Source organism: Dinoroseobacter shibae DFL 12 = DSM 16493, assembly GCF_000018145.1.
GTDB classification, from domain to species: Bacteria; Pseudomonadota; Alphaproteobacteria; order Rhodobacterales; family Rhodobacteraceae; genus Dinoroseobacter; species Dinoroseobacter shibae.
In genome coordinates this window covers 3,397,039-3,410,381 of the sequence record NC_009952.1, presented here as the reverse complement: position 1 = coordinate 3,410,381, position 13,343 = coordinate 3,397,039, and the positions used below count along the sequence as shown (strand labels likewise).

13 protein-coding genes are annotated in these 13,343 nt (G+C 69.3%); 5 read left to right on the top strand and 8 right to left on the bottom strand.

Going from position 1 to position 13,343, the window contains the following annotated elements; translation table 11 throughout:
• Positions 1-131: 131 nt before the first annotated feature.
• Together DSHI_RS16420 and DSHI_RS16415 are read left to right on the top strand one after the other, a co-directional pair.
• Entirely contained in the window at positions 132-1,181 is a 1,050-nt protein-coding gene (locus DSHI_RS16420; RefSeq protein ID WP_012179901.1) for a glycosyltransferase family 4 protein, read from the top strand.
• A 217-nt stretch (positions 1,182-1,398) separates the two neighbouring features.
• Complete coding sequence (locus tag DSHI_RS16415; protein WP_012179900.1) at positions 1,399-2,421, top strand: aspartate-semialdehyde dehydrogenase; 1,023 nt, start codon at positions 1,399-1,401, stop codon at positions 2,419-2,421.
• A 6-nt stretch (positions 2,422-2,427) separates the two neighbouring features.
• On the opposite strand, the gene DSHI_RS16410 is transcribed toward DSHI_RS16415, so the two are convergent.
• From DSHI_RS16410 to DSHI_RS16395, 4 genes are all read right to left on the bottom strand, one after another.
• The gene (locus DSHI_RS16410) at positions 2,428-2,901 is read right to left on the bottom strand and encodes a relaxase family protein (RefSeq protein ID WP_012179899.1); all 474 of its coding nucleotides are present in this window, start codon (positions 2,899-2,901) and stop codon (positions 2,428-2,430) included.
• A gap of 41 nt (positions 2,902-2,942) precedes the next feature.
• Positions 2,943-3,254 carry a P-II family nitrogen regulator gene (locus DSHI_RS16405; RefSeq protein WP_012179898.1) on the bottom strand — a complete coding sequence of 104 codons (312 nt, stop codon included), beginning with the start codon at positions 3,252-3,254 and terminating at the stop codon, positions 2,943-2,945.
• Between the two features lie 10 nt (positions 3,255-3,264).
• The gene (locus DSHI_RS16400; RefSeq protein WP_012179897.1) at positions 3,265-4,239 is read right to left on the bottom strand and encodes a sodium-dependent bicarbonate transport family permease; all 975 of its coding nucleotides are present in this window, start codon (positions 4,237-4,239) and stop codon (positions 3,265-3,267) included.
• Positions 4,240-4,324: 85 nt separating this feature from the next.
• Complete coding sequence (locus DSHI_RS16395; protein ID WP_012179896.1) at positions 4,325-4,975, bottom strand: carbonic anhydrase; 651 nt, start codon at positions 4,973-4,975, stop codon at positions 4,325-4,327.
• A 146-nt stretch (positions 4,976-5,121) separates the two neighbouring features.
• Between DSHI_RS16395 and DSHI_RS16390 the strand changes: the two genes are divergently transcribed.
• From DSHI_RS16390 to DSHI_RS16380, 3 genes are all read left to right on the top strand, one after another.
• Complete coding sequence (locus DSHI_RS16390; protein WP_012179895.1) at positions 5,122-5,544, top strand: hypothetical protein; 423 nt, start codon at positions 5,122-5,124, stop codon at positions 5,542-5,544.
• 550 nt (positions 5,545-6,094) lie between these two features.
• Complete coding sequence (locus tag DSHI_RS16385) at positions 6,095-7,486, top strand: leucyl aminopeptidase family protein (protein ID WP_012179894.1); 1,392 nt, start codon at positions 6,095-6,097, stop codon at positions 7,484-7,486.
• The gene (locus tag DSHI_RS16380; protein WP_012179893.1) at positions 7,483-8,322 is read left to right on the top strand and encodes a C40 family peptidase; all 840 of its coding nucleotides are present in this window, start codon (positions 7,483-7,485) and stop codon (positions 8,320-8,322) included. Before DSHI_RS16385 ends, DSHI_RS16380 begins: the two co-directional genes overlap by 4 nt.
• 3 nt (positions 8,323-8,325) lie before the next feature.
• On the opposite strand, the gene DSHI_RS16375 is transcribed toward DSHI_RS16380, so the two are convergent.
• The 4 genes from DSHI_RS16375 to dapF all read right to left on the bottom strand — a co-directional run bounded on the left by DSHI_RS16375 (position 8,326) and on the right by dapF (position 13,295).
• Positions 8,326-8,676 carry a DUF2794 domain-containing protein gene (locus tag DSHI_RS16375; RefSeq protein WP_012179892.1) on the bottom strand — a complete coding sequence of 117 codons (351 nt, stop codon included), beginning with the start codon at positions 8,674-8,676 and terminating at the stop codon, positions 8,326-8,328.
• Positions 8,677-9,060: 384 nt separating this feature from the next.
• Positions 9,061-10,719, bottom strand: coding sequence for a Y-family DNA polymerase (locus tag DSHI_RS16370; protein WP_012179891.1), 1,659 nt, complete (start codon positions 10,717-10,719; stop codon positions 9,061-9,063).
• Between the two features lie 480 nt (positions 10,720-11,199).
• Positions 11,200-12,450 (bottom strand): tRNA (N(6)-L-threonylcarbamoyladenosine(37)-C(2))-methylthiotransferase MtaB, encoded by a 1,251-nt coding sequence (gene mtaB, locus DSHI_RS16365; protein WP_012179889.1) that lies wholly within the window; start codon positions 12,448-12,450, stop codon positions 11,200-11,202.
• Positions 12,447-13,295 carry a diaminopimelate epimerase gene (gene dapF, locus DSHI_RS16360; protein ID WP_012179888.1) on the bottom strand — a complete coding sequence of 283 codons (849 nt, stop codon included), beginning with the start codon at positions 13,293-13,295 and terminating at the stop codon, positions 12,447-12,449. Before dapF ends, mtaB begins: the two co-directional genes overlap by 4 nt.
• Positions 13,296-13,343: the final 48 nt, after the last annotated feature.

Below are 13,343 nucleotides of genomic sequence, written 5' to 3'. Positions count from 1 at the left end.
CGGGCGGGGAAAGTTCCCGCACATGCCTCGAAATCGGGCGCTGTCCTTCTGTGCGCCTTGCCGCATTGCTGTGCAGCCCGGGTGTGCGCCTGGCCGATTGCAATGGCGCCCGCCCTGTCCTAGACGACCTCATGTCCACGCGCCCGTCCCCCCGCGACCTCGATGTCATCGCGCCCAACCTCAAGCAGCGGCTCTCGGGCGTGACCTCCACGATCATCCGGCTGGTGCCGCTGCAGGCGCGCCAGATCGCCATCGCCGCGACCGGGCCGGGCCTGCCCGACCATGTCCCCCATATCCCGCTCTCGGCGCTCGTCACCCTGCCGCGGGACCGCTGGCGGGTCTGGCACGCGCGCCGCAATACCGAGATGCTGCTGGGGCTGGTGCTGCGTCACGTGTTCCGCCGCAAGCTGCGGCTGCTCTTCACCACCGCCTCCCAGCGGCAGCATTCGGCCTATACCAAGTGGCTGATCCGGCAGATGGACGGGGTCGTCGCGGTGTCGCGGAAATCCGCGGCCTATCTCGACCGGCCCGCCACGGTGATCCTGCACGGGATCGACCTCGACGACTTCACCCCGCCCGCCGACAAGCCCGCCCTGCGCGCCCGCCTCGGCCTCGATCCGAAGGCCACGCTGATCGGCTGTATCGGGCGGATCCGAGCGCAGAAGGGCACCGATCTCTTCGTCGATGCCATGCTGCGCCTTCTGCCCGACCGTCCCGGCGCCCAGGCCATCGTGCTCGGCCGTGCCACCGAGGCGCACAAGGAGTTCCTTGCGGGCCTTCAATCGCGCATCGCCGCCGCCGGATTGTCCGACCGCATCCATTTCCCCGACGAGGTGCCCCCGGACCAGGTCGCCGCCTGGTACCAGGCGCTCGACCTCTATGTCGCGCCGCAGCGGTGGGAAGGCTTCGGCCTCACCCCGCTGGAGGCGATGGCCTGCGCCGTGCCCGTGGTCGCCGCGGATGTGGGCGCGTTCTCCGAACAACTCGACCCGCCCGAGATCGGCTTGCTCGTGCCCCACGACGACCTTGCTGCGCTCACCGCCGCCACCGACGAGATGCTGGACCGCGATCTCGCCGCCGAGGGTGCGAAGGCCCGCGCGAAGATGGAGGCGGAGTTCTCCCTCAGCCGCGAGGCCGAGGCCCTGATCGCCGTCTACCGCGACCTGCTCTCCCGGCCCTGACCCCGCCCGCGCGCCGGGCGGCCTGCTGCGCTGCGGCAGGATTGTCAGACAATGTGCCCGACACTTGCCCGACACTTGCCCGACAGATGTCCGACGGCGATCCGACCGGTGCCGGACGGGCCCGGCAGGGGCTGCGCGCGCCCTGCGACCACGCCCCCCTTTCGCCGCGCAGAGGCTTGCGATAGAGAGCGCTTCGAACCCCAAAGGAGACCCGAAAATGGGCTACAAAGTCGTCGTCGTCGGGGCCACGGGAAACGTGGGCCGCGAAATGCTGAACATCCTGGCCGAGCGCCAGTTCCCGGTGGACGAGATCGCCGTTCTGGCGTCTCGCAAATCCCTGGGCACCGAGGTGAGCTTTGGCGACAAGACCTTGAAAACAAAGGATCTCGACACGTTCGACTTCACCGGCTGGGACATCGCGTTCTTCGCCGTGGGCTCCACCGCGACCAAGGAATACGCCCCCAGGGCGGCCGCAGCGAAATGCGTGGTGATCGACAACTCCTCGCTCTATCGCTACGACCCGCAGATCCCGCTGGTGGTGCCCGAGGTGAACCCCGAGGCGGTCGAGGATTACAAGAACAAATACATCATCGCGAACCCCAACTGCTCCACCGCGCAGATGGTCGTCGCCCTCAAGCCGCTGCACGACCGCGCCCGGATTAAACGTGTTGTTGTAAGCACTTACCAGTCCGTCTCCGGTACCGGCAAGGAGGCGATCGACGAGCTTTGGGACCAGACCAAGGGCATGTACGTCCCCGGCCAGGAAAAGGCGCCGTCGGTCTACCCCAAGCAGATCGCCTTCAACGTCATCCCCCATATCGACGTGTTCCTGGAGGACGGCTCCACCAAGGAAGAATGGAAGATGGTCGCCGAGACCAAGAAGATCGTCGACCCGGCGATCAAGGTCACGGCAACCTGCGTCCGCGTACCTGTTTTCGTGGGCCATTCCGAGGCGATCAATATCGAGTTCGAAGAGTTCATCGACGAAGACGAGGTCCGCGACATCCTCCGCGAAGCGCCGGGCATCATGGTCGTCGACAAGCGCGAAGACGGCGGCTACGTCACCCCGGTGGAATGCGTCGGCGACTTCGCAACCTTCATCAGCCGCATCCGCCAGGACAGCACGATCGACAATGGCATAAACCTGTGGTGCGTGTCCGACAACCTGCGCAAGGGCGCGGCCCTGAACGCGGTGCAGATCGCCGAAACCCTCGGAAACCGGGTCCTGAAGAAGGGTTGATCCGGATCAGCGCCCCGGGCGCGCGGATGGCATGTCCTGCTCGGCACGCCTCATCACCCGCTCGGCCGGCCACCGGTGGCTGTGGCTCGGGAAGGGCTGGCCGAAACGGCGCATCAGGGTTGCATAGCTGTAGCCCAGATCGGAGCCTTTGCACTGGCGCGCGCCGTCGGGCCAGCTGTGCAGGGCCAGTCCGCCCCCGGCTTCCTGCAAGCTGTATCCCTTCGCCCGAAGCCGGTTTTGCAGCTCTTCCCATCCCCGCGCTTCGGCAAGGTCATTGGCGAGGAGCACCCGCAAGGGTGCGAGGAGCCGCTCATCCGCCCTTGTGGGCGTCTTCGCGTGTTTTCGGTTTCGCCGCGCAATTTCCGCGCGCAACGCGTCACGGATCAATTGCCCCAGCGAGATGTCTTCCGCGGACGCGACCGTTTCGGCGGCTGTGCGCAGCGGGTCGGGCAGTCGGATTTCGATGCGGGTGTCGGCCATACCGCACCCTGTCACGTATTGGTTAAGGGTTTCTCACCGGCTCAGAACCGCTCCGCCCGCAGCACTTCGCAGTCGCTCACGGTGACGACGCCGATATGACGCTCCACCACCTTGAAGGCCGCATCCAGCAGCGTGTCCAGACGATCCGGCCGGATGATGCAGACGACCTGGATCATGCCGCCCGCGCGCCCCACCTGTCCCTCCCGGCTCCAGAGGCCCGACCGACCCGACCCGCCCAGCACCGGCAGGATCGAGAAGCCGGTCACCCCCGCCCCGGTCAGCGCGTCGGTCAAGCGCCGCTCCATGGGTGCTTCGATGATGATGGCGACCCGTTTGGCCTTGTGCGTTTCCATGCGCCTATCCTTATGTCAGGACCGATGCCACGGCGACGTAGATCGGGATTCCAAGTGTCAGGTTGAAGGGGAAGGTCACCCCCAGTGACAGGGTCAGGTAGATCGACGGGTTCGCCTCCGGCAGCGCCACCCGCATCGCCGCCGGCACCGCGATATAGGAGGCCGAGGCAGCCAGGGTCGTGAACAGCACCACGCCCCCCGTCGACAGGCCCAGCAGAAGCCCCGCCGCGAGACCCAGCGTGCCGCCGACCAGCGGCATCACCACCCCGAAGGCAAAGACCGGCGCGGTCATCACCCCGCGCGCTTGGCGCAGACCCCGCCCGGCCACCAGCCCCATATCCAGCAAAAACAGGCACAAAACCCCCTGGAACGGCGCCACGATGAAGCTGGAGATCGAGGCGAGCCCCTCTTCGCCGGTGATCCAGCCGATCGCGAACGCCCCCACCAACAGCACGATCGACCCGTTCAGCAGGATCTCGCGCCACAACTCGCTGTCCATCCGGTCGCCGCCCCCGGCGGTGCGGCTGACCAGGAACAGCGCGGCGAGGATCGCCGGCGCCTCCATCACCGCGGCCACGGCGACCATGTACCCCTCCGAGGCGATCCCCTGGCTGTTGAGCACCGAGGTCGCGGCCACGAAGGTCACGATCGAGATCGAGCCGTAATGCCCGGCCACCGCGGCGGCATCGAGGGTGCTGAGATTGGTCATCACCCGCAAGAGCCCGAAGGCGATGAACGGAATCGCGAAGGACAGCACCCCGCCCGACAGCAGGGCCAGCACCAGCGTGGTGTCGAGCCCGTGGGCCGCCACCGCCGCACCGCCCTTGAAGCCGATTGCAAAAAGCAGGTAGATCGACAGCCCCTTGGCCACCGCTTCGGGCACGGTCAGGTCCGACCGGGCAAACGCCGCCGCCAGGCCGAGGGCAAAGGACAGGATGATGGGCGAGCCGAGATTGTCGGCTGCCAGCGCTAGAATGTTTTCCATGGGTCTCCGAAGCCTGCCCGTCTTGCTCGATGCGCGCTGTCGCTGCGCCGCGGCACACTAGACGCGACCTTGTGTCAATTCCACCCTAAACGGCCTCGAAGGCTTCGGTGTCGCCATGGAAGGCATAGAGCCGACCATCGCCGATATCGTTCCACAACCCGTGCAGGGACAGTTCGTCCCGCTCGACCGCCGCACGGACGCAGGGAAAACTCATCAGGTTCTCCAGCGAGATCAGAACCCCCTCTTTCTCGAGGCTCTGGGCTGGATTGTTGTTCTCCGGTCCGGTGTCGATCCGGGCATAGCCAGGGCGCAGGATGTCGAGCCAGCGGCCGATGAAACTGGTCTCTTCCTCCAGCTCCGCCGCATGTCCGCCGCACATGTCCAGGCATCCGCGCACCCCGCCGCAATCGGAATGGCCCATCACGATCACATGGGCCACCTTCAGCTGGGTGACCGCGTATTCGATGGCCGCCGAGGTGCCGTGATGCGCGCCCGAGGGCGCGTAGGGCGGCACGAGGTTCGCGATGTTGCGGTGAATGAACATCTCGCCGCTGTCGGCGCCGAAGATGTTGGTGACATGCACCCGGCTGTCGCAGCAGGCGATCAGCATGGCGCGGGGCCGCTGGCCTTCCTCGGCCAGGCGCCGGTACCAGAACTTGTTTTCATCATAGGTCGTCGCTCGCCAGCCATGGTAGCGCTGGGCGAGGTACGACGGCAAAGGCTTGGCCGGGGTCATGGGCGCCTCGTTTCGTCATCCGGGGCCTCCCCTATAGCGCGGGTTTCACTAAAAAACGATGGAGTAAATTGGCGCGGGGCAACGGAGTGTTCATAGTGTCGGGGCCATGGTCCTGCCCGAGGTGGACGACAAGACACGAGGGTAAGATGCTCCGACAAACCGCATCAATACAACACAAGCTGAGTGGCGAGCCGAACGTGGTCGTGCTCCGGCCCCACGAACCGGTGGTGCTGGACCAGGACCGGGTGGTGGAGCTGTTCGTGGACCTGGGCGAGATCGGCGCGCAAAGCACCGTCTCCGAAACCCTGACCGACATCCGCGACCGGGTGGGCCTGCTGCCTATCGAGTTCGCTCGCGGGACCTGGGACGGGCTCGAAGGTCTGGCGCAGGAAATCATGGCACTGGCGAGGTCGATCGGGTTCGTATCCTGCGAACATGCCGCGCGACAGGTGGCGGCCTGCGCCCGTGGGCACAAGGCCAACGACATGCCGCCGGTGATCGCCCGGCTCGATCGGGTCTGTGCGATGCCCGGCCCCAAGGCCTGGGGGTCGGCCGAAGTGCTGAACTGACCCGGGCGCGGGGCAGGGCAAGCCAGCCTGCTCCCGTTGAGGCGTGTTGGCCACCGGCGGGATGGCACGGGCGCGCTCCGGATGCAGGTCCGGGGCTGCGGCGTCGCGGCGAGATCGACGGAAGGCCCGGTGCCCGCCGCGACAGGATCGGCGCGCGCGGCATGGCGGCGCGATGTTCCGTTGCGCGGCGAAACCCGACCTCGGGATCGGCGCCTGTTGTTTGCGCGCAGCCTTGCCATCCCGCCGGGTTGCCTGCGCTGCGCGCCGGTCGCAGGCTGGCTTGTGCCCCTTGCGGGGCATACGCCTGGCCGCATCTACAACGCAGACGATCGCAATTTGCGCATGCCGGGCACCACGTCGCCGCCGGCGCCCCCCGGCGCCGCGCATACTGGTTTCCGGCAAACCGCGCGTGCCATCCCGCCGCCCTCCCGCCCGCGTGCCGGAGGCAGGCTGGCTTGCCCGGACTGCGCGCGCCCCCTTGCACCTGCAGGCGGTGCCTCTAACCTGCGCGCACCCCGCCGGTAATCCCGGTCCAGCCCACAGGCCGTCCATGTCAGACCCGCTCTACTCCTTCGCCCCCCCCGGTGTCCCCGCCCGCCCGATCCACGTCGTGCCGGAAGGGGAGACCGACACGGCCCTCGCATCCCTGTCCGGCCCCCAGCGCCGCTGGGCCGAGGCGCAGGGCTTTACCGGCAAGCTTGGCAGTCACGTGATCCTGCCGGACCCGGAGGGCGCGCCGGTCGCCGTGCTCGCAGGCTACGGCACCGCCGAGAGCCGCGCGCGACAGCGCTTCGCGCTCGCCCCGCTCGCCACCGCACTGCCCGCGGGGGACTATGCGTTCCACGGGCTCGACGATCCCGCGGCGCTGGCCGAGCAGAGCCTCGGCTGGCTGCTCGCAGGCTACGGGTTTACCCGCTACAAGGGCACGCCCGCCACGCCCGCGCGATTGCAGCTGGCGCCGGGCCTCGACGCCGCGCGCCTGATCGCCTGTGCCGCGGGCGAGGCGCTGACCCGCGACCTGATCAACACGCCCGCCAACGACATGGGGCCGGAGGAGTTGGAGGCCGCCGCGCGCAGCCTTGCCAGCCGTTTCGCCGCGGACATCACCGTGATCCGCGATCAGGACCTGCTGGCGCAGAACTTCCCGCTGATCCACACGGTGGGCCATGCCTCCGACCGGCGCCCACGGCTGATCGACCTGCGCTGGGGCGATGCGGGGCCGGCCCTGACGCTGGTGGGCAAGGGGGTGTGTTTCGACACGGGCGGGCTGAACCTGAAACCGGGGGTGTCCATGGCCCTGATGAAGAAGGACATGGGCGGCGCGGCCACGGTGCTGGGCCTGGCGCAGATGATCATGGCGCTGGGCCTGCGCCTGCGCCTGCGCGTCCTGATCCCGGCGGTGGAGAACAGCGTTGCAGGCGGCGCGTTTCGCCCCGGTGACATCCTGCCGTCGCGCAAGGGGCTGACGGTGGAGATCAACAATACCGATGCCGAGGGGCGGCTGGTGCTCGCCGATGCCCTGGCGCTCGCGGACGAGGAGTCGCCGGACCTGATCCTGTCCATGGCCACCCTGACCGGGGCCGCGCGGGTGGCGGTCGGCCCGGACCTCGCGCCCTTCTATGCCACGCGGCCTGAGGATGCCGCGGCCCTGCGCGCCGGGGCGGTCCGTGCCGCCGATCCGGTCTGGGAGATGCCCTTCCACGCGCCTTACGAGAAGATGATCGAACCGGGCATCGCCGATCTCGACAACGCGCCCTCGGGCGGGTTCGCAGGCTCGATCACCGCGGCGCTCTTCCTGCGCCGGTTCGTGGAGGCACCGCGTTACCTGCATTTCGACATCTACGGCTGGCAACCCAGTGCGGCGCCGGCCCGGCCCAAGGGCGGGGCGGGGCAGGGCGCCCGCGCGGTGCTGGAGGCGCTGCCGGAGCTTCTGGGCCTGTGACGGGCCCCGACCCGCGCCGGACGCCCTTTGACGGCACCACCGCGCTGGAGGTCTTGCGCGGCGCGGTGCCCGCGGCCCGGTTCACGCCCGGCAGGGCGGCGCAGGTCGTGTGGCCCGAGACCCCGCTGCTGCGCCGCCCCGGAGGCGCGATCGACAAGACCCTGCTGATGGGGGAGCCGGTCACCGTGATTTCCGAGGGCGCGGGCGCGGCCTTCGTCCAGTCGGGCTGGGACGGTTATGTGGGCTATGCGGATCCTGCCGCGCTTGGCCCTGCCCGTGCCGCGACCCATGTGGCGACCGCGCGCGGCAGCCATCTTTACACAGAGCCGGATTTCAAATCGCCGCCGCGGTTCGCGGTCTCCCTCGGCACGGCGCATTCCGTCACCGGGCAGACCGACGGGTTCCTCGAGACGCCCCACGGCTTCCTGCCGGTCCAGCACGCGGCCGCGCTGCCCACACGCCTGCCGCCGCCCGAAACTGCCCGTCGGCTGCGCGGCACGCCCTATCTCTGGGGCGGGAACAGCGGGACGGGCATCGACTGCTCGGGCCTCGTGCAACTGGCTTGCCGCCTTGCGGGCATTGTTGCGCCGCGCGACAGCGATCAGCAGGCGGCGGAGCTGGGCACGCCGCTGCCCCCCGATGCCGCCCTGCAGGCCGGGGACCTCGTGTTCTGGAAAGGCCATGTGGGGATGATGGCCAGCGCGACCGACCTCATCCATGCCAACGCCCATCACATGGCCGTGGCGCAAGAGCCGCTGTCTGAGGCCGCCGCCCGGATCGCCGCGAATGAGTTCGGCGCGATCACCGACCGCCGCCGCCTGCCGGAGTGGGCCTGAGCCTCAGTCCACCGCGCGGATCAGCTTTTTCTCCAGCACCCGCAGCACCGTGCGCAGGTCGTGCCCGCGCTTGAGGATCTGCCCCTCGGCACCGATCACGGCATACATGCCCTGCCGGTTCGCCAGTTTGGGGCGTTTCTCGATCCGGTAGAGCGGATGCTCCGCCGTGCGCCGGAACACCGCGAAGATCGCCACGTCCCGCAGGCAGGAAATGCCGTAGTCGCGCCACTCCCCCGCGGCGACCATGCGCCCGTAAAGCGACAGGATCACCCCAAGCTCGCGGCGATCGAACGCAACCTGTTCGGGCACCGGCGTCTGGGGTTTGCGGAACGGGATCGGATCTTGCACCACCATGGGGGGATGGTGATCCTGATTCCGCCGCAGATCAAGGCCTGACGCGGATTTCGCATCCGCCCCGGAATTGCCATGAAATCACCCCGGCCCGGCCCGCCCGTGCCCGCACAAGCGCCACGGGATCAGCGCAAAGTGATCTGGTCGAGAGCGGCAACGCTCCGATCTCCCGGGCCGGTGTTCTTCATTGCCCCCACCCAGCACACCGTCCCGGGAGATCCCTTTTCCGATTGAAAACGCCCCGCTCGTTTCGTGCGGGGCGTTTTCTGTGCGAGTTCCGCGGTCCGCGTGCGTCTGTGCCTGCGGCCATTGCGCCGCACCGCCATCCCGCCGGTCGGCCTGCCCGCGCGGCGGCGGCAGGCTGGCTTGCGCCCCTGTGTGGGCCCGTCAGGCGAACTGCCCCTGGCAGAACCAGCCCGCGGACAGGGCGCCGCCATGGGCGTAGAACAGCCACAGCCGTCGTCCGTCGCCGGTCTCCACCCGCCAGTAGTCGCGCACGCCGCTGCGCCAGTTGGGATCGTCCAGCCACCATTCCGGGGCCAGCCGTTCGGGCCCCTCGGCCCGGCCCAGCTCCAGTGTCTGGCCGCGCCAGCGGAACCGGGCGGGCGGGGTCGGGTCCTGGGGGGCATGGACGGGCTCGGGGGCAAACAGGGTCAGGGGCCGGGGCCGGTCGCTGCCCGGCCAGTCGCCGTCATGGGCCGCGGACCAGGCCGCCGAGAGCACCGTGGCGCCTTTTTCGGGGATATGGCTGTCGGCGGGGTGCCAGCGGGTGATCGCCTCCAGCCCGATCCGGGCGCCCAGCGTGCCGAGCAGGTCGTCCAGCGCCGTGCGCGTCCGTCCGGCCTTGGCGGCGCGGGTGGCTTCCAGGTGCCCCGCATGCTGGGCGGCCTGGACCGGCTCGGTCTGCACCGCCTCCAGCCGGATCACGTCGATGCCGAACCCGGCCTCGGCCTCGTCCAGTTTCTGCAGGATCAGGGGGCGCAGCCGCGCCGGGTCCGCCGAGGGGTGCGCCAGGCCCAGATCGAAGCTCTGCCGGGTCTGATCGCAGCGCAACAGCTCCAGCCGCAGCCGCCGCGCCCCGCGCCCCGCCGCGGCCAGCTTGTCCCCCAGGGGCGGCAGCAGCCGGTCGATTCCTGCGGTCAGGTCCTCGATCAGCCCGATGGGATCGGGCAGGGTCAGGCGCACCGCAAAGACCGCATCCGGCGCGGCGGGGGAGACGGGCTCGGGCTCCAGCCCGAGGGCCTGGTCGAGCCGTCGGGCGACCTGCAGCCCGAAGCGGCGGGCCAGGGCCGCGCGCGGCAGGCCGGTCAGGTCCTCGATCCGGCGCAATCCGACCCGCGCCAGCCCGGTCTCGGTCTCCGGTGCGAGCCGCAGGGCGGCCACGGGCAGGGGGTTCAGGGCCTGCCGGATGCGCCCGGGCGGCGCGATGCGAGCGACTTCTGCCGGGGCGAGGTCGGCGCGCGGGGCGGTGCCGCCCCGGGTCCAGTGCCGCCGCTTGGTCGCGCGGGAGCGGGTCGCGCGCGCCTCCTGGTCGATGGCGTCGCCGCTGCGCACCGGGTCGAGGCGGCGGCCCGCGTAATGGGCCAGCGCCCAGGCCCCGCCGAGGCTGTCGGCGAGCCCGGCGCGCACGCTCAGCCCCATATCGGCGCAGTCCCGTTCCATCAGCGCGATCACCTCGGCCTCGCCGCCAAAGAGATGGGCGCAGCCGGTCAGGTCGATCACCAGGGTGTTGTCCGGTTGCGCCGCCACCCAGGGGGAGACCTTGCCCGCCCAGCGGCGCAGGGCGGCGAGAAACGCGGCCTCCCCCGGCGGGTCGGCGGGGCGGGTCAGCAGGGCGGGGCAGATCGCCTGGGCGTCGCGCAGGGGTTGGCCCGGCTGCAACCCCCTCTCGCTGGCCGCGATCGAGAGGCTGTCGAGCACCTGGGCTGCCCCCTGTTCGGCGACCGTGGCGAACGGGCCCGGTTCGATCAGGCGGGCGATGCGCAGGGCGCGTTCGGCCCCGAGACGGGGAAACCACAGGGCGAGGATACGGCGTGCCGGTGACATGAATCCAGATGTTCTTTTTTTGTTCACGTTATAGGGCGAGTTGCGGCCGGAGTCGATCTTGTCTGACGGGTCATTTTTGGCGGGTGTGGGGTCGTGAGTATTTGGGCAAAGATGAAGATGAAGATGCGGGTGCGGATTTGGGACCTGCGGGTAAACACATGCAGAAAAACGAATGTTTCGCACGCGAAACAAATCTCTGGAAGTCCTTGATCTAACCGGATTCGCCGGAAAAATTTGTCGGCGGATTTCGCGGGGTCTGCGCGGCGGCGTTTACAAAGGTTAAGGCCGTCGGCGGGGAGGGGAGGCTTGCGTGACCTGCGGGGGCGCTGCCCCCGTCACCTGCGGTGACTCCCCCGGAGTATTTTCGCACAAAAGAAGGGCTCGGGCGCGTCGTGCCGGTTAACGAGGGAGGCAGGATCGCGGAGCGGCGCGGCGGGTAACCTTGATGCTGTTTCAAGGACGCTCCGAGAGGGTGCCCGGTCAGGCCGCCAGCCGCTGTCCTGCGATGCCGGTGATCCGGGCTTCGACGATCTGGCCCTCGGGGTGGTCCTCGGCGAAGGCGACCTCGGTGAACTGCTCTGTCCGGCCCAGGCGGGGAGATTCGATCAGGATCTTGTGGGTTCGGCCCTGTTGTGCGGCCAGGTGGCGCGCGACCTGGGTGGCGCCCAGGGCCCGCAGGCGGGCGGCGCGGTCCTTGATCGCAGCACCCGGGACGGCGGGCATCCGGGCGGCGGGGGTGCCCTTGCGCGGTGAATAGGGAAAGACGTGCAGCCAGGTCAGGTCGCAGTCGGTGACCAGCCGAAGCGAGTTTTCGAACATCGCCTCGGTCTCGGTCGGAAAGCCCGCGATGATGTCGGCGCCGAAGGTCATCTCGGGGCGCAGGCGGCGGGCCTCTTCGCAGAAGGCGATGGCGTCGTCGCGCAGGTGGCGGCGTTTCATCCGTTTGAGGATCAGGTCGTCCCCGGCCTGCAGGCTCAGGTGCAGATGGGGCATCAGGCGCGGTTCGGTCGCGATGGCGCGCATCAGGTTCTCGTCCGCCTCGATACTGTCGATGGAGCTGATCCTGAGGCGCGGCAGGTCCGGCACCAGGCGCAGGATGCGCATCACCAGATCGCCCAGCCGCGGGGTGCCGGGCAGGTCCGCGCCCCAGCTTGTCAGGTCCACGCCGGTCAGCACCACCTCGTTGAAGCCCCGGTCCACCAGCCGCTTGATCTGGTCCACCACCACGCCGGCTGGCACGGAGCGGGAATTGCCGCGCCCGTAGGGGATGATGCAGAAGGTGCAGCGGTGATCGCAGCCGTTCTGGACCTGCACATAGGCGCGGTGGCGGCCGAACCCGTCGATCAGATGCCCGGCGGTCTCGCGCACCGACATGATGTCGTCGACCTGCACGCGCTCGGTCCGGCCAATGAGGTCGGGGACCAGCGCCGCCCAGGTCTCGGGCTGCATCTTCTCGGTATTGCCGAGGACGCGGGTGACCTCGGGCATGGCGGCGAAGGTTTCGGGCTCGGTCTGGGCGGCGCAGCCGGTGACAATGATCGGGGCGTCGGGGTTGTCGCGGCGCAGGCGGCGGATCTCCTGCCGGGATTTGCGCACGGCTTCGGCGGTCACCGCACAGGTGTTGACCACCAGCGCGTCCGACAGGCCCGCGGCCTCGGCCATCTCGCGCATGGCTTCGGACTCGTAGGCATTGAGGCGGCAGCCCAAAGTGGTGAAACGCGGGGCGGTCATCGGGCGGTCTCGGCCAGGAATTGCGGTGTCAGGCGGCCCTCGAACACGGTCATGTTCGGGCCGGTCATCCAGACCCCGTCCTCGCGCCAGTCGATCCAGAGCGTGCCGCCATCAAGGTCGATCCGCGTCTTGCGCCCGGTCAGCCCGCGCCGGGCAGCCGCGACACCGGTGGCGCAGGAGGACGAGCCCGAGGCCAGCGTCACGCCCACGCCCCGTTCCCAGACGCGCATGCGGATATGGTCGGGGCCGACGATCTGGGCCACCTGCACATTGGTGCGCTGGGGATAGAGCGGGTGGTGTTCGTAGCGCGGTCCGAAGGTGTCCAGCGGGATCGCCTCGGCATCGGCGACGAAGAAGGTGCAATGGGGGTTGCCCATGCCCGTGGCGGTGGGGGTGCCTTCGATCGGCAGTTCGAGCGTGTCCATCGCCTCGGCCAGGGGCACCTCGGACCAGAGCGTCTGGGGCTGGCCCATGTTGACGCGGGTGAGGCCGTCGCCCGCGTCCTCGGCCAGCAGCAGGCCCCGGTCGGTGGACAGGCGCAGGGCTGTCGCGCCGGTCTCGTCCAGGATCATCCGCGCGATGCAGCGGGTGGCGTTGCCGCAAGCCGCGGAGGTCGAGCCGTCGGCGTTGTAGAAGGTCAGGTGGGCGTCCGCTTCGGGGGCGGGCGCGATCACGGCCAACTGGTCGAACCCGACGCCCCGGTGCCGGTCGGCCAGGGCCGCGACCAGACGGTCCGACACGGGCCGGGGTGCGGCGCGCGCGTCGATCACGACGAAGTCGTTGCCAAGCCCGTGCATCTTGAAGAAGGGCAGGCCGTCTGGTGCGGTATCGGTCATGGCGGGCATATACGCGTGATCCGCGGCATAATCCAGAAGCTGCGGATTTGTGGAGAT